Annotated in this window: 15 protein-coding genes; 9 read left to right on the plus strand and 6 right to left on the minus strand. The window is 61.3% G+C overall.

The window, feature by feature from the left end; all coding sequences use genetic code 11:
• Nucleotides 1-12: 12 nt before the first annotated feature.
• The 3 genes from JQS30_RS04990 (at nucleotide 13) to JQS30_RS05000 (ending at nucleotide 1,995) form a co-directional block, all read left to right on the plus strand.
• The gene (locus tag JQS30_RS04990) at nucleotides 13-417 is read left to right on the plus strand and encodes an acyl-CoA thioesterase (protein WP_213172275.1); all 405 of its coding nucleotides are present in this window, start codon (nucleotides 13-15) and stop codon (nucleotides 415-417) included.
• On the plus strand, nucleotides 410-1,117 hold the full coding sequence (locus JQS30_RS04995; RefSeq protein ID WP_213172276.1) for a DUF8185 domain-containing protein: 708 nt from the start codon (nucleotides 410-412) through the stop codon (nucleotides 1,115-1,117). Before JQS30_RS04990 ends, JQS30_RS04995 begins: the two co-directional genes overlap by 8 nt.
• 173 nt (nucleotides 1,118-1,290) lie before the next feature.
• Nucleotides 1,291-1,995: a type III secretion system chaperone family protein gene (locus JQS30_RS05000; protein ID WP_213172277.1), complete on the plus strand. Its 705-nt coding sequence runs from the start codon at nucleotides 1,291-1,293 to the stop codon at nucleotides 1,993-1,995.
• 445 nt (nucleotides 1,996-2,440) lie between these two features.
• Here JQS30_RS05000 and JQS30_RS05005 read toward each other — a convergent pair whose 3' ends face one another.
• Complete coding sequence (locus JQS30_RS05005; protein ID WP_213172278.1) at nucleotides 2,441-2,932, minus strand: globin; 492 nt, start codon at nucleotides 2,930-2,932, stop codon at nucleotides 2,441-2,443.
• A 130-nt stretch (nucleotides 2,933-3,062) separates the two neighbouring features.
• Complete coding sequence (locus JQS30_RS05010) at nucleotides 3,063-4,046, minus strand: mechanosensitive ion channel family protein (RefSeq protein WP_213172279.1); 984 nt, start codon at nucleotides 4,044-4,046, stop codon at nucleotides 3,063-3,065.
• 213 nt (nucleotides 4,047-4,259) lie between these two features.
• On the opposite strand from JQS30_RS05010, the gene JQS30_RS05015 reads away from it, so the two are divergent.
• The 3 genes from JQS30_RS05015 to JQS30_RS05025 all read left to right on the plus strand — a co-directional run bounded on the left by JQS30_RS05015 (nucleotide 4,260) and on the right by JQS30_RS05025 (nucleotide 5,712).
• Nucleotides 4,260-4,787 (plus strand): HNH endonuclease, encoded by a 528-nt coding sequence (locus tag JQS30_RS05015; RefSeq protein WP_213172971.1) that lies wholly within the window; start codon nucleotides 4,260-4,262, stop codon nucleotides 4,785-4,787.
• 234 nt (nucleotides 4,788-5,021) lie between these two features.
• The gene (gene ctaJ / locus JQS30_RS05020) at nucleotides 5,022-5,318 is read left to right on the plus strand and encodes an aa3-type cytochrome oxidase subunit CtaJ (protein WP_213172280.1); all 297 of its coding nucleotides are present in this window, start codon (nucleotides 5,022-5,024) and stop codon (nucleotides 5,316-5,318) included.
• The gene (locus JQS30_RS05025) at nucleotides 5,305-5,712 is read left to right on the plus strand and encodes a DUF5130 family protein (RefSeq protein ID WP_213172281.1); all 408 of its coding nucleotides are present in this window, start codon (nucleotides 5,305-5,307) and stop codon (nucleotides 5,710-5,712) included. The genes ctaJ and JQS30_RS05025 overlap by 14 nt, the downstream gene beginning before the upstream one ends.
• 298 nt (nucleotides 5,713-6,010) lie before the next feature.
• Here the strand turns inward: JQS30_RS05025 and JQS30_RS05030 are convergent, their stop codons facing one another.
• The 4 genes from JQS30_RS05030 to pepN form a co-directional block, all read right to left on the minus strand.
• Nucleotides 6,011-7,279, minus strand: coding sequence for a metallophosphoesterase (locus JQS30_RS05030; RefSeq protein WP_213172282.1), 1,269 nt, complete (start codon nucleotides 7,277-7,279; stop codon nucleotides 6,011-6,013).
• Nucleotides 7,276-8,367, minus strand: coding sequence for a hypothetical protein (locus JQS30_RS05035; RefSeq protein WP_213172283.1), 1,092 nt, complete (start codon nucleotides 8,365-8,367; stop codon nucleotides 7,276-7,278). Before JQS30_RS05035 ends, JQS30_RS05030 begins: the two co-directional genes overlap by 4 nt.
• Before the next feature lie 129 nt (nucleotides 8,368-8,496).
• Nucleotides 8,497-9,522 (minus strand): hypothetical protein, encoded by a 1,026-nt coding sequence (locus tag JQS30_RS05040; protein WP_213172284.1) that lies wholly within the window; start codon nucleotides 9,520-9,522, stop codon nucleotides 8,497-8,499.
• 287 nt (nucleotides 9,523-9,809) lie between these two features.
• Nucleotides 9,810-12,353 (minus strand): aminopeptidase N, encoded by a 2,544-nt coding sequence (pepN, locus tag JQS30_RS05045; RefSeq protein WP_213172285.1) that lies wholly within the window; start codon nucleotides 12,351-12,353, stop codon nucleotides 9,810-9,812.
• A gap of 144 nt (nucleotides 12,354-12,497) precedes the next feature.
• On the opposite strand from pepN, the gene JQS30_RS05050 reads away from it, so the two are divergent.
• The 3 genes from JQS30_RS05050 to JQS30_RS05060 all read left to right on the plus strand — a co-directional run bounded on the left by JQS30_RS05050 (nucleotide 12,498) and on the right by JQS30_RS05060 (nucleotide 15,107).
• Nucleotides 12,498-13,700 carry a DUF1015 family protein gene (locus JQS30_RS05050; RefSeq protein ID WP_213172286.1) on the plus strand — a complete coding sequence of 401 codons (1,203 nt, stop codon included), beginning with the start codon at nucleotides 12,498-12,500 and terminating at the stop codon, nucleotides 13,698-13,700.
• Nucleotides 13,701-13,826: 126 nt separating this feature from the next.
• The gene (locus tag JQS30_RS05055; RefSeq protein WP_213172287.1) at nucleotides 13,827-14,294 is read left to right on the plus strand and encodes a ribose-5-phosphate isomerase; all 468 of its coding nucleotides are present in this window, start codon (nucleotides 13,827-13,829) and stop codon (nucleotides 14,292-14,294) included.
• A gap of 231 nt (nucleotides 14,295-14,525) precedes the next feature.
• Nucleotides 14,526-15,107 (plus strand): hypothetical protein, encoded by a 582-nt coding sequence (locus tag JQS30_RS05060; protein ID WP_213172288.1) that lies wholly within the window; start codon nucleotides 14,526-14,528, stop codon nucleotides 15,105-15,107.
• Nucleotides 15,108-15,296: the final 189 nt, after the last annotated feature.

The raw sequence follows: 15,296 nt of genomic DNA on the forward strand, positions 1-15,296 counted from the left end.
AGGAAACTCCACATGGCTCGCTTCATCACGCCTGTCGCGTTGCGATGGTCGGACATGGATGCCTTCGGGCACGTCAACAACTGCCGATACCTGACGGTATTGGAGGAAGCCCGCGTCGGCATCATGTTCAACGCGGCCGTTGACGAGGGAATCGACTCCTTCGCCGCTGGCATCGTCGTGGCCCGCCACGAGATCGACTACCTCTTGCCGGTGCACTACACGCAAAAGGTGGAGGTGCAGCTGTGGGTGGACCGCATCGGCGGTGCATCGTTCACCCTCGCCTACGAAGTCATGGCGGACGGGAAACTAGCCGCCCGGGCCAAGACGATCATGGTGCCCTTCGACGTAAAGGCCGAGAAGTCACGCCGCCTGTCGCCGCAGGAACTGGACTTCCTGCACAAGTGGCAAGATGATTGATTCGACGCCGGGGAATTCGGATACCAATAGGGCCGCTGCGCGCCATGGGCAGGCTCAGGCTGGCTGGTCCGACGTCGCGTTCTTCGCGGCGCGGGCCGCTCGCCTGGGGCCCGACACGCTCGTGCGGGTGCAACCCGCCGTCGAATCGACCCAAAAACCACCGGTGGCAGAGCGAAGCGATACCGGCGCGGGGGTGGAATCGACCCCCACACCTGGATTCGTACACCTGTGGGCCGTGCTGCCCTTGAAAGTACTTGCCCAGCGAGTGGCAAGGGCTCAGATCGACGCTGACGCGACGTTTCGCGCGGCCGACCTCGCGGTCGCTGACACCTGGCCACAGCAGCGCCATGACAGCCAATGGCGTGCCGCGCTCCCGAACTCGACCGGCATCCTCCTGGAGCGTATCCCCGCCCCCGCGATCACCCAGCTGGTGGAACAGGCACGAGAAACCCTGGAAGCCCGCAGGGGTGGATCGGTGGGTGACCGGCGACTACGCGACGCGCTGCTGGACCACGAGGCGCTGACAATCCACCACCGTGAAATGGAATACAAAGTCCAGCTACGTTTGGCCATTGCGGCCGCACGCATGGGTTTCATAGGAGACGATGAAGTACGAGTGAAACTATCCGGCCGTCGGATTGGTTTGGAATCCACTCATGGAACCGTTTGGCAACCAGATACCGCATTGCGTTTGTTGTGAGTCACCCCCGCGACAGAGCACGAACCAATAGGTGTAACCGCAGTCTCATACGTTCGGCCAGTTTTGCAGCCTGACAAGGGTGAGTTGTGGGTCGTGCCCTAGCGCAAACTCAACTACAAGACGTAACGTAACAGTGCCATGTGTCCACGCGTCGTGGGGAGGCGAACAATACTATGGCTTGGTGGCGCAAAAATAAGCGCAACGCTGACCTAAGTGAACAGGAAGCTACCGAGGGTTATTCCACTGCCGCAGAGGCAATGGAAGAGCTCGGTACTCATCAAGATTGGGAAGATGCTCGTGGTGTCCAGCCCAGCCCTATTCCCGAGCCCAGGGAGGCTGACCTCGAAGCGATTGATGAGGCCCAGCGCTGGCAGCTTATCAAGCGTGACCTGGAGGAGATTGACCCTCAGTTCGTCTCTGACCTGCAAGAACTTGCCCGGAACGCCCGCCCCAGTGACAAATCCGCGGACCTGACTGAAGAGCGCCTCGCGCACGTGCTGCGTCGCTTGAAGATTCGCTACCTGACCGACGAAGACGGTGGCCTCATCGCCCTGTGGGAGCGCCACGTGGTGCAACTGCGCTGCGAAGGCCCTCACCGGGACATCCTCGTCATCCGTGCCCGTGCCTATCAGACCGTTCCTCCGGAGTGGGCCGACCGTGGCTATGCGGCAATGAACGAATGGAACCGCTCCCGTCGTTTCCTCAAGGCATACCTGGGGGACTTGACCGATACCGGTAACTTCCCCGTCTATGGGGAATTGCAACTCCCAGTGCGACCTGGAATTGCCGACAACCTGCTCGAAGAACTCATCGACTGCGGAACCGCCATTGCTGGTAGTTATGTTGATTGGCTACACGGAGAAGGTTCACTACTTTAAGTAGCTTAATAATAACTCGGCGTAATCTCATTGCGAGATTACGCCGAGTTTTTGTATAAACCCTGTCAATGATTAGTTCTCAAGAACCGCTTGTGGATTCAGTTCTCGAATTCGTTGGTTAGTGAAAACCGGGCACTAGTCTTCAATTAAGGACGACCGCTGTGCTATCGGCACCGCGTACCACTGCTCGCAGCTCGACTCTGCCCACAGGAAGCGACTAACAACGCTCGCTGACGGGTTAACCGGTGGTGCTGGTGCTGGTGCTGGTGCTGGTAGTTGGTTGGGTTGGTTGGGCTGGGTTGGTGGCCCGGGTCAGGCAGTTAACCATGCTGGGTTAGCTACTTCATGGTTAATTCTGACGGGTTAACCGGTGGTGCTGGTAGTTGGTTGGGTTGGTTGGGCTGGGTTGGTGGCCCAGGTCAGAGAGTTAACCATGCTGGGTTAGCTACTTCATGGTTAATTCTGACGAATTAACCATGAAGTTTGCCGCGCGGACCATGTAGTCCCACATGATCCGGTCGTGTTCGGGGGAAAGCTCGACCACGTCCATGGCGTGACGCATGTGCTTTAGCCAAGCGTCGCGTTCGGCTGCCCCAATCACATACGGGGCGTGTCGCATACGCAGGCGGGGATGTCCACGCTCCTGTGAATAGGTACGTGGACCGCCCCAATACTGTTCCAAGAACAGTTGCAAGCGCTCAGCAGCCGGTCCCAAATCTTCCTCGGGATACATCGGTCGAATTACCGGGTCCTGTGCCACCCCTTCATAGAACGCCTCAGTTAGACGTCGAAACGTCTCCGAGCCCCCAACGGCTTCATAGAAGTTCTCCGTGGGGGCCTGCGTCGCTTGCGCCGAGGCGAACTGTTGAACTGGGCGCAACGGGACAGGAGCCCCGGAGTCAGCAGTAACAGTGTTGGTCTCTTTAGAGCTGGCCATCTATCCATCGTGCCAACCCATAAGGCCAGAAGGAACCCTGGCGGACGCGAGTCACAGCTCAAAGCGACTGAAATCACCCGCTGCCAGCGCAAACCACAGAGAAAATGTGACACAGATCGCCATAGAGGGCCTATTGTGGCTCCTGCGTGCTACGCGGCACGAACACCCGGTTATTCCCCATTTTCTCCGAAAGGCCAGCCGCCCGCAGTTCCACCGAAATTCGCCGCCGCAACTCGCGCTGAACCGCCCACTGTTGCTCCGAGGTGCTTTGGAGACCGACCCGAATCGACAAGACGTCGATCGACATCTGGGCCACGCCCATGATGGCGGGTGGGCCAACAATGGAGCTCTTCCACTCATCATCCTGCGCGACGGCCTCGGCCGCGCGCAAGATGGCCGCCGAGGCCTCCTCCACATCCGTGTCCGGTGGGAGCGGGATGTCCAGCAGTATCTCCGCCCAGCTTTGCGAGGAGTTTCCTACCCGGATGATCTCCCCGTTGGGGACATACCAGATCGCGCCACTCATGTCGCGCAGCGTCGTCACGCGCAAACCCATATCCTCCACGCTGCCCGACACCGGGCCGACATCCACCCAGTCACCCACCCCGTACTGGTCTTCCAGGAGGATGCAGATGCCGCTGAGATAGTCGCGCACGAGGTTTTGCGCCCCAAAGCCCAGCGCCAGCCCGACGATGCCCGCGCTGGCCAAGAACGGCGCCAAATTGATTCCGAACTCGCCCAGCAACAGGATGAACATGATCGTGAAGATGAAGATCGAGTTGGCATAGCGCAGTATCCGCGTCAAGGTGTCGGCGCGTTGCTTGCGGCGATCTCCAATGATCTTGGCGCGTGTTTCGTCGCGCATCTGCAGCGAACTGAGGAACTTGCGGCGTTTGGCGTTTGTCACGCCCATGACCACTTTGTTGATGGCCCGATTGATGATCATCCGCACTACCAGCAACGCCACGACGATCAATATGACGTTAAAAGCGTGCGAGACAACCTGCCCACCCATCCGAGACAAGGTCTCGTTTCCGGTGATGTCCCATAGCAGTGAGCACATTCCTGGCCCGTTGTCGCAGGGTGTGGCCGCTTCGTTGGCTACAGCCGTCACAAGGGTTCCTACTTTCCACACAGGTAATTGACAGACGTCAGTTACACGAACAATTCTGGATACTGACGAGAACTCGCGTGCATTTTCATGAGATATAAGTCAAACTTGTGAACACCGACCGCTTGGAGGTGTACGACTGTGAATCGTCGTAGAAGCTCAGGGGACGGCCCTGGTAGATCGGAGCCTGCCCCACCGCAGCGTGCAAACGGAAAGATCCCCATTTCCCTCTCAGCCTTGGTGCTGAACCAAAGTTACGAACCTCTATGCATCGTCTCGGTCAAACGAGCAGCGGTGCTGTTGTTGAGCAAGAAAGCCGAAACCGTCGAACACGGCGACGGCTACTTGCGCAGTACCACCACTCACATCCGCACCCCAGCGGTCGTGCGTCTCAACCGCTACATCCGCATCCCTCGTCAGGTGTCGTCCAATCCCAATCGGCGCGGAGTGTTCATCCGCGATAACAATGCCTGCGTCTATTGCGGTGGCAAAGCCGAGACGATCGATCACGTCGTCCCCCGGAGCCGGGGCGGCACTCACACCTGGGACAACGTTGTCGCGGCGTGTGCCAACTGCAACCATCGCAAGAGTGACCGGTCCTTGGCTGATCTGGGATGGACCCTGAACCGTACACCCACTGTCCCCTCCAGCTGGCAGCTGCGAGGTTTGAGCATTCATCGCCATACCGACCCGCGCTGGGAAGTCTGGCTGCCCGGTTCATCCCGACAGGTCATGGCCGCCTGAGCCTTGCCCGAGGCCGTGCCCCTTGATCAAGCAATGCCCTTCCGGCTGCCCGTGGGCGAACCACGTCACTGGTCGCGGCAGCTCTTGGAGTGCCTGAGAAATCTTCCCATGTCTGTCGGGCGAGGTTTGTTCGGCCTCCTAGGTCTGTCGCGACCTGTGGCATTGTGAGTCAGGCAATTAGACTAGGGTGATGCTTGAATCTTTGCCCTGTTCAAAGGAACGAAGGAACGACACATGACGGCCTTGCAAGAGGCGCTGATCCTCATCGGCGTGCCTGTCGGCGTCACTGTTGTGGTGTATGCGCTGATCTATATGCGTAGTCCCCGCAAACAGCAGAGCTACCGCCCCGGGCGTCCCTATAACTACCCGCCGGTGTGGTTTGTGGCCCGGCCGGAAGGCGTCAGCATCGCCGCCGCCGCGGAACTGACCTCAGCGACCGAACCCCCACAGCTAGAATCCGCTGGCAGCGTCGAGAAGTCCTCGCGCGACGTCAGCCCCAGCCCGAAGGGAGGCGCGCATGGCAGCTGGTAACTCGACGGCCACCCAGGCCGAACCCGACGTCACCGACGGACCGTTCGAAGTCAAGGAACTGCTGCGTATCGACCAGGCGCTGACCGCCGCGGACGCTAACGGCCGTGGGCTGAAGTTCAGCGTCTACGTCGGACCATTGCACGATCCTGTGCGCGGGGCCGCCGAGGCGATGCACGACCAGCTAGAAGACCCCGATCACTCGATCCTCATCGCCATCTCACCCCAGCAGCGGCAGCTTGAGGTCGTCACGGGTAAGGCCGCGCGGGAGCGAGTGCCGGACCGGCAAGTCTCGCTAGCGGTCTTTTCGATGGAGGCGTCATTCGGCGCCGGAAACCTTGCTGAAGGAATCGTCACCGGCCTTCGTATGTTGGGAGAGCAAGCCGCTCACAACTAGTCTTTAGTGGTGTTAAGAGTGCGGACCCAAGCAACTGCTTGGGTCCGCACTCTTATGTCGACTAAGTAGGGGTGGCGAAGTGTCCATGTCGTGCCAGGACAGCATCTCGAAGTCGGTTCCCGTCTGGCTGGGAATGACTGAGGTTGATGCGAAGACACTTTCGGGGATCTCGTCGGCTCGTTTAGGAACTTAAACGTCGTCTCCTTCGGCTTTGAATGTGCGCGGGTGCGCAAGCTTCACTGAGAGGGGGAATCCCGAGCCTCGGCCCAGCCACGTCGGAGGCTGGCCCCGGCCCGCGTCATTCGCTGCGTAGCGTCACAACTGTGATGTCCGACGGGGCACCCACTCGCACCGGCGGGCCCCACGTGCCAGCGCCACGGGTGACGTACAGCTGAGTGTCACCGTGGGCTTCGAGACCGGCCAATGTGGGGTTTGCCAGGTCGGCCACATAGGTGAAGGGCCATATCTGTCCGCCGTGGGTATGGCCAGCCAGTAGCAAGTCCACGTCCCACTCTTGCGCCTCGTCGATGACGATGGGTTGATGCGACATGAGAACTACGGCGCGGTTAGGTTCGCGGTCGGCCAAGGCCGCTGCGAAGTCTGGTCCCTCGTCGCCGGGTTGACCTTGAGAATCGGCGGCGACGTCATTGATGCCAGCTAGGTCGAAGCCAGTTAGCTCAACCCGCTCGTTTTCCAGCGGTGTCAAGCCAAGGCCTCGCAAATGTTCGACCCAGGGATCGGCTCCGACATAGTATTCGTGGTTTCCCGTGACGAAGAACACTCCGTCGGGGGCGGTCAGCTCCGCTAGCGGTTCGGCCGCTGTCGCCAGCTCCGCCACAGTGCCGTCAACGATGTCGCCCAGGATGGTGATCGCGTCGGCTTCAGCCCCATTGACGGCTTCGACGATACGTTGACATTGCCTTCGGCCGCGCACTGCGGAAATGTGCAAGTCGCTGACGATGGCGAGTCGGTAACCGTCCGCGGCCTCCGGAAGCTTCGGCACGGTCACCTCGACGTGGAGCATCCGAGGGGTGCGCAGGGCCTCCCATGTGCCATATCCGACCGTGGACACCGCGGCGACCCCTGCTCCCAGAGCCAGTGAACGCGAGATGATCTCGCGGCGAGTGCGCCCGCGTGGGAAGGCGGCAGTTGAGGAGTCGGCGTCTTCGTGACTGTTCGGCTGGCTAGTGGGGGAGTCCTTCCCCGCCAGGGCCGCCATAACAGTGGCATGCGCCATTTCGTCGCGTGAGACTTGCCGCAGTAGCCACCAGCGCACCGGCTCGATGACCAGCAGCACCAGCACCAGGTACAGACACAGCGGCATCCAGAGGTATCCAGGCAGGGCCACCAATTGCTTGATCCAGAACGGATAACTCAACTGTGGGGTCGTCATCGCCGCTATGGTCACCAGTGGCAAGACGATGGTGCCGGTGGTACCTAGTCGCCTGGGCCAGGTGCGCTTGTTTGTGGTGTCTCGTACCAGACGCAACCACAGGTAAAGGTGAAGGCCAACAATGAAGACAAGGGCAAGGACGAGGAACAGTATTGCCAGAAACAGGGTATTCATGTACCGCCGTTATCGCTAGGGGAGGTGCCGTTCGAGGAACTGCCGTTGGGGGAATCGTCAACGTCGGTGGCCTCTCCCTCGATCGTACGTGGGTCATTCTCTGATGTAGACGGTCCACCAGCCGCCGGAGACGACGCTCCCGAAGATGACGGTGGCTGAGCGGAGCCGCCCGGGTCACCGTGACGGTTCAAGAATTCCTCCGCTTCGACGGGGCGCAACATGCCGACGAATTGCCCCCACGGAATTGAATCCGGCGAGACTTCTCGTATCGAGATGATCGTGGTGTTGGGTATGCGGAATGTCAGCGTCGCGGGGCTGCCTACGCGCTGTTGGGCCAGCACCGCTTCGATGGGGCCGCGACCGGCGAAGCCTTGCGCCAATTCGAATACGACCGCGTCATTGCCCTGCGCCTTGGGCACCCAATCCATGTCTCGGCGCACTTGTATCACCACGGCGAGTTGCCGTCCGTTCATTGGGCCTTGGAAGACCATTTGCAGTGCTGAGGGATTGCCGTTGAGCTGCTTCACCGTCCAGCCCTCGGCATCCACATCGACCAGTTGGCCTTCGAAGCGCGAGACAAACTTGTGAACGCGTTTGGCCAGGTGCCGCACTGTTAGCGGCACGGCGATAAGACGGGCCAGCAGCAGGGCGATGGCCAGCAAGCCAACCAGCACGAACGCGGCCAAGATGGGCGCGAGCCCGGCCTCTTGCAACTCCACCATTGCCACCCCGGCTAGGAGCCCAAACAACAGCCCAAACGTTGGCCGCAAGTAGAACGGCATCGAGCCGGGAGGACCAGGGGTGGCGATGGGGGCGAGCAGGCCGATGATGACCGAGAAGATCAGGGCCGTGGCAGTCCAGCCCGGGCCTGGGGCGCCCGCCGCGCTGAGCCACGAGACTGCCCACCACAGCAAGAGGCCCGAACCGATAAAGAGCGTCGGTATGAACAAAGCGGCGGCGGTCATCAGCTGACGTTGAGACGGCCGACCTCCGGCGATGAGCGGTCCCATCATCAACAGCGGAAGAAAGAGACCCAAAGTCAACGTTTGTATAGCACTGACGGCAAGGATCGGCACGATAACCGACATGGAAGGGCCTCCGAAATTGCATAGTGAACTACAGCGGTGCGCTCAACGCTGTCAAGTCTAGGAGACCACTGGCGTTTAGCCACTCCACCCTCGCACCCTCAACGGGACCGTTTGCCGCCGCCTTGGCCCCTATACGAGGTCGGGCCCTCGCAAACTGTCGTAATAGGAAACTGAGATGTCGCCGTCGGCGACTCCTTCGACTTCGGGCCGCTGGCGATCGGATTCGGCTCGGGCATGCCGCCGTAGGAACTGCAGTGGTTCCACGATGCGCAGCCGCTTCACGAAGTCCTCCCATGCAGGCATATCGGCGCTTAGCTGACCAATCGCCATCCGAGTGGAGTCGTCAACGCGGATTTCGAGTGACTCCAGATTGGCACCGGGATCATATGTCGATAGGACGCCTGGTCCCTGTACGGCCGGGACATCGAATTGGCGCAGACGTGAACGTCCCTCGACCGCCACCGGTTCCCACCGTTGGTCACATCGCAACTGGGTGGGGACGACAATGTGGCGTGACTCCCAAGGCCCTTCGAACGTGACGCCAAGAAAGGAATCATCGATCTGGAAGTCCCGGACCGTCCATCCGGGGACGTCTATGTCGACCACTGCCCCTCGGTATTGGTGGATGAGGTCGAAGGTGAGCGACTCCACCAATCGAGCCAGCCCCTTGGGACCGGATACTCCCCGAGGGCGGCCACTGGGCTTGGGCAGGAACATGGGAAGCAAACAAGCGGCCATGACCACGAGGTACCACTGTTCGATGGAATGGCCGCGATCGGCCAATTCCACCAAGGTCACTCCCGCAGCGATCCCAAAGGCGGTACTGACCACCGGTGCCAAGCCCAGCGGTACACCGCTGAGAAGGCCTGTGTCGCGACCGCATGCGCTGCCGCCGACAATGGCCGCCACAATGATCGTCGCGGCCAGCGGTCCAGAGCTGTCGATACCCAACTGCGCGAACCAATTGGCCCACCAGCGCCACAGAATGAGCGATCCGAGCGCCACGACCACCATGACCGCCAACGACCTGACAATGGTGTTGGCCAGTGACCGGGCGGCGGAGTCGGAGAACCGATACATCACAGCGACAAGGGTTATCGCGCAAAACAGGACCTGGGTGAGGCTAAGGGCGAGGATGGGAAGGAACAGGGACACCGGGCCTCCAGGCAGGTCAAAAATCATAGCGGCCTACACAAAAGGCGCCTTCGGCGTTCTCGTCGGCTCGTTTAGGGGCGCAATCTTCGCCTCCTGCGGCATTGAAACCGCACTTTCGCAAAGGCCTCATGGGGGCGCAAACCGATATTAGGAGGGGCGTGCTTGCGATGACAAGAGCGTCGTTTCCACCACCGGAGATCACAAAGCGGGGGAGCTTGCCTCGCTACCGAGGCAAGCTCCCCCGCGCATGAATCGTTCTCATCGAACGGCGCTTTGAAGACGGTCTATTAGCTGGCCTTGCGGTCCAGTTCCCGTCCGGCCAGCGCCCTTTCGACATCAGCGCGGCCTTCGGAGACTCCGCGTGCCATCGAGCTGGGGCGCTCTTCGGCGGCGAGCCACTCATCCACTAGGCGCAGCGTCTCATCTTCGATGAGGTTGGTCGGGAAGCCCATCTTGGTGAACTCCACCGCCTGCTGTGGGTCCAGCGTCTCCCACAGCTTCGGCACCGCTTCCAAGAACTTCGACAGGTAGGGCCGGACCAGGTCTTCTTGGTCCAGCGGCGCGAAGCCGACCATGATGGAGCGGCGGGCGTAGTTGGGAAGGCCCTCCTCCTCGATCAGGCGACTCCATGCCTTCGCCTTTGCCTCTGCGGTGGGCAGGGCGGTACGGGCGATGGTGCTCAGCCGGAGGCCTTCGGCGGTGTTGTCGTTTTCCAACTCCGCGTCAATGAGGGCCTCATCGGCATGGCCGCCAGCGGCCAGGGACGTCACCAGGTGCCAGCGCAAGTCGGTGTCGACCGTGAGACCTTGTGGCAGGCTGTTGCCATCCAGCCAGCTCTTCAGTACCGCGATGTCGTCCTCGGCGATGGCCGCCGAAGCGTAGGTCTTCGCCCAGGCACGCTGTAGGTCGCCACCAGGGGTGGTTTTGGCTAGAGCCTCGCGGGCGGCGGTGGCCCAGTCTGCCCGCAGCTGATTACGCACGGCCGGGTCGGCATAGGCCAGGGCGGCCATGACCTGGCGGTGGGCGACGGTGGTGATGTTGATGTCGGTCTCCGAAGGCAGCCCCGACACCGCCAGACGTACGAAGTCGCGCGCGGGTAGTTCGGCGTCACGCAGCATGTCCCACGCGGCGGCCCAGACCAGGGCCCGCGGCAGCGACTCGGTGAACTTCGAGACGTGCTCGATGGCCGTTCCCAGGGAACGCTCGTCAAGGCGCAACTTGCAGTAGGTGAGGTCGTCGTCGTTGAGCAGCAGGAGATCTGGTTGCACGATGCCGTTGAGCTCGGGCACCTCAGTGCGTTCGCCAGCGACATCGACTTCGATGCGACGGCGCCGTACCAGGCGATCCCCGTCAAGGTCGTACAGGCCGATGGCGATGCGGTGGGTGCGCAGGGTCGGGTAATCCGGCGAGGTCTCTTGCATGACGGAGAACTTGGAGTACTTGCCTTCCGCGTCGACTTCGATCGCCGGACGCAGGGTGGAGACTCCGGCGGTCTTCAACCAGGTGTCGGCGAACTCGCCCAAGGGCTTGCCACAGGCCTCTTCGAGCTTCGTCAACAGGTCGGAGAACGCGGCGTTGCCGAACTGGTGCTGTTTGAAGTAGGCGGTCAGGCCGTTCTTGAAGGGCTCGATGCCCACGTAGGCGACCAGCTGCTTGAGGATCGAGGCGCCCTTGGCATAGGTGATGCCGTCGAAGTTGGTGGCCACCGCAGCCGTGTCGGGCATGTCGGTGTACACCGGGTGAGTGGTGGGCAGCTGGTCTTGGCGATAGCCCCAGTTCTTGCGGGCCGACAGGAAGGTCGTCCAGGCGCCCTTGAAACGGGTGGCCTCGGCGTTGGACCAGTGTGCGGCCCACTCGGCGAAGGACTCGTTGAGCCACAGGTCGTCCCACCAGTGCATGGTGACCAGGTCACCGAACCACATGTGGGCCATCTCGTGCAGGATCACGTTGGCGCGTTGTTCGAGCTCGAAGTCGGTGACTTGGCCACGGAACAGGAACGCCGATTCGGCGATGGTGATGCAACCGAAGTTCTCCATGGCACCGAAGTTGTATTCGGGCGCGAAGATCTGGTCATACTTTGGCAGCGGGTAGCGCACGCCGAAGGCTTCGTGGAAGAAATCGAATCCCTGGCGGGTGATTTCGAAGACGCCCTCGGGGTCGAGGCTGGCCTTTTCGGACTCGCGGCAGTAAAGACCCAGGTCGATGCCGTCGTGAGTTTCGCGGACCTCGTGGTAGGGGCCAGCGCACAAGGCGGCGATGTAGGTGGACATGCGCGGCGTCGGCTCGAAGACAGTGGTCTTGACGTCACCGTCGATGTCCTCGGTGGCCACCGGCATGTTGGAAATGTTGCGCCAGTGTTGGGGGGAGCGCACGGTCAGCGCGAAGGTGGCTTTGAGGTCCGGCTGGTCGAAACAGGCGAACACCTGCTGGGCGTCGGAGACCTCGAACTGCGTGTACAGGTAGGTCTCGCCATCGACGGGGTCGCTCATGCGGTGTAGGCCTTGACCGGAGGTCGAGTAGGCGCATTTGGCCTGGACGATCAGCTCATTGCTCGGGGCTAGGCCGGAGAGCTTGAGGCCTTCCTTGGACGTGTAGCCGGTGGTGTCGACTGCTTGTCCGTTGAGAGTCGCCGAGACGATTTCTTCGGCGGCGATCTCGATAAACGTGTCGGCCCCGGTTTCGGAGCTGGTGAATGCCACCGTCGTGGTGGAGTCGAAGGTTGGGGACTCTTTGTGGTCGGTGAGGTCGAGTTCGACTTTGTAGGAATCGACTGTCAGCAGTTCGGAGCGCCTTTGGGCGTCACTTTGACTGAGGATATGGGTGGCGGCCACGCTGCCCCTCCTTTTCTCATTGGCACATACGGGAGCACTGGATGTATCGCGCACCGGGGTCTGATGCGAACTTGAGTGTGTCACATGGTGGTTTGGCTAATGCCTGGTGAGGGTGCGCTAAGTGACTCGAATACCCTGCTGGATGTGACTGCAGTGCATCCGATCCGTAAGGCGTGGCTCTCCACGGGCTCCACCGGCGCGAAAAACTATGACGAATTTCCCGATGAATCCGACATCACCCGTATCATCGCGGACAACCCAACGAGCGTGTTGGCGGTGGAAATGCCCGCCCACACCCCCGAAGCGGTAGCAGCGGGCCTCGATTTCGAGGCCGCATTGCCCGCCGCCGCCCAGCGACTGACCGCCTTGCAACAGGCAGGGCGTTTCACAGACTTCGATTCCGTGGTCGTGGCCTACCGCATTTCTGGTGGGGTTGAACCCACCGCCTACGGAATGTATTGCTTCGTCGACACCGGCGAGATATCTTCCACCGCCTCCGAGCCGGGGCGCGTGATCCGCAACGAAGACGTCTTCGTTGAAAAGGTCGAGCAGCGCAATCAGCTCAACCAACAATTGCGGCACCTACTTTCACCGGTGCTCTTGCTGCAATCGGGGACTGGCCAGGACCTGCATGAGGCCCTGGCTCGCTACATCGAATCCGCGGGCAAACCCGTCGTGGCCGATATCGACGAAGCCGGACGGACCCACGAAATCTGGGCTGTCACCGAGGCGCCTGTGGCCAAGGAACTGTGCGAATTGGCCTCGGCGGGCGATCTTATCGTCGCCGACGGTAACCACCGTTCGCTCGCCGCGCAGGTGGGAAAGCTGGACTCGTTCCTCGCGGTTGTCACCACAGCGCAGTCGGTCACGATTCGGCCCTATCACCGGCTGGTCGCCGGGCTGCCCGGCTCGGCTGCGCAATTGATGGTGCAGCTGTCTCAGTGCGGGGTGGAGGTCGAACAGATCGACGGTGTGCCCTTCACACCCGAGGCTGGCGGAACGGTCATCGTCTATGGCGGTGGCCGCACGTGGAAGTTGTCATTCCCGGCCGCAGAGGGATCAGTGGTGGACCGCTTGGACCACACGCAGGTCGAAAAAGAGGTCTTTGGTCTGCTCGGGTTTGACCCAGGAGACAAGCGCATCACCTATGTCGGGGGTGACTACGAACCGGAATGGCTCGCACAGCAGGTAGACGACGGCAAAGCCGACCTGGCCATCCTCATTAGCCCGGTCACCGTCGAAGACTTCATCGATGTGAATGTGCAGCGGCTGAAGATGCCCCGTAAGTCCACGTGGTTTGTGCCTAAGGCCCGCGCGGGGCTGGTCCTCGCCGACCTGCGCGACTAGCGATGCCGGCCCGATCCCATGCCCGAGACCTGGCGCATGGGGCCGGGCCGGTTTTATGCGCGACCCCACATCACTGTGGGGCCGATGAGGCGTCGTCGGGCTTAACTCAGCCTTTACAGTGGGGTCGTGCGAATTTACATAGGCTCAGACCACGCAGGTTACGAACTCAAAGGCGAGATCGCTCAGCATCTGAGGGACAATGGCCACGATGTCACTGACATCGGGCCCGCCGAATACGACGCCGCGGACGACTACCCGGCCTTCTGCCTCCACACGGGAGCTGCCACGGTCTCCGACCCCGGCAGCCTCGGTATCGTCCTCGGTGGATCGGGAAACGGTGAACAAATCGCTGCGAACAAGGTCCCCGGAGTACGTGCCGTCCTCGCCTGGAGCGTCGAGACGGCCAAACTGGGGCGCGAACACAATGACGCGAATGTGCTGAGCATTGGCGCACGCATGCACCCCAAGGACGAGGCGCTGGCGATCGTGGACGCGTTTGTCTCCGAGCCATTCAGCGGCGGAGAACGCCATCAGCGGCGTATCCAGCAGATGCTTGACTATGAGAAGGGCCGTCAGCTGCCAAAGCTTCCCTAATCGTCCGGTGGCTCCATGGCCGTACCGCTTGGCGTCTTAGGCGGCAATGCCGAGTCGCTACCTGCGGCCGAGGAGCATCATCGTTACCACCGAGGGCCCTGCCCACACCTGCCGATCAGGTGCGGGCAGGGCCCTCGAACTATGTCCGCCATCGGCCAGCGGGTGACGAATGGGCTGCCCAGTGTCGTTATGGCTCTGGTGCTGGCGGTGTGACCTTGGTAACGTCCAAAGATGCCGAAACTTATTCGAATTGTTCTTCATGTCCTGCAAGCGATGTCACTACTCGCAAGCCTCATTTATGCGCTGATGTACGTCTTGATCGCCGAAGGCCTATGGTCCAGCACTCAGTTGGTCACCTGGGAAGGGCCATATGGCGCCATCATCTTTGGAATCCTGGCGATAGCGTTCTCTCCGTCACTATGGAGCAGCCGCCGAGTGGACACATCCGCCGCTGCCCCCGCTGGCGCTATTGGCTCCTACGAAGCCGTCTCCGCTCCGCCAAACCCGCAACCGAGCCCGCAATACTATGACACCACCGCCGTGCCACCAGATCTTGCGACCCGCCCCACCGCGCAAGCCGCTGCACCTGCCATCCCACCCGCTACCCAACCAAGCGCCCCGCCCCAGCCAACCCTCGGCCAACCCACCTCCGTGGCGATGGGACAGCCACAGGCCGGAAGCGGATACGCGCCCGAAGCGGCTGGCCCCAGCCAATTCGCCCCGCGTCACGGGGAACCCGGCGGCCCGCCCATCGGCCAGTCCCCACCGGAGCACAGCAACAGCCTCCACAACCCAAAATCGCCCTGGAGCTGAAACGGAAAAGCCGACAGCAAACGATCTAGGCGGGAGGACCAAGGAGAGACCACACATTCGGCGAAGCGTCTGACATGGGCCTACTTACCTTGTGTAACGAGGGGATATCCGGTATTCCTCACTCGCCTTGGCCGGTCCCACAAGGGTGCGATTACCGGTTAGGCTGGTATGTCTGAAAGGTGTTCCAGA

Source organism: Natronoglycomyces albus (assembly GCF_016925535.1).
Classification (GTDB): domain Bacteria; phylum Actinomycetota; class Actinomycetes; order Mycobacteriales; family Micromonosporaceae; genus Natronoglycomyces; species Natronoglycomyces albus.

Coding starts and splice junctions, on each gene's coding strand:
- ctaJ (WP_213172280.1), top strand. CDS start 5,022: ATGACGGCCTTGCAAGAGGCGCTGATCCTCATCGGCGTGCCTGTCGGC.
- JQS30_RS05030 (WP_213172282.1), bottom strand. CDS start 7,279: ATGAATACCCTGTTTCTGGCAATACTGTTCCTCGTCCTTGCCCTTGTC.
- JQS30_RS05025 (WP_213172281.1), top strand. CDS start 5,305: ATGGCAGCTGGTAACTCGACGGCCACCCAGGCCGAACCCGACGTCACC.
- JQS30_RS05005 (WP_213172278.1), bottom strand. CDS start 2,932: ATGGCCAGCTCTAAAGAGACCAACACTGTTACTGCTGACTCCGGGGCT.
- JQS30_RS04995 (WP_213172276.1), top strand. CDS start 410: ATGATTGATTCGACGCCGGGGAATTCGGATACCAATAGGGCCGCTGCG.
- JQS30_RS05035 (WP_213172283.1), bottom strand. CDS start 8,367: ATGTCGGTTATCGTGCCGATCCTTGCCGTCAGTGCTATACAAACGTTG.
- JQS30_RS05000 (WP_213172277.1), top strand. CDS start 1,291: ATGGCTTGGTGGCGCAAAAATAAGCGCAACGCTGACCTAAGTGAACAG.
- JQS30_RS05060 (WP_213172288.1), top strand. CDS start 14,526: ATGCCGAAACTTATTCGAATTGTTCTTCATGTCCTGCAAGCGATGTCA.
- JQS30_RS04990 (WP_213172275.1), top strand. CDS start 13: ATGGCTCGCTTCATCACGCCTGTCGCGTTGCGATGGTCGGACATGGAT.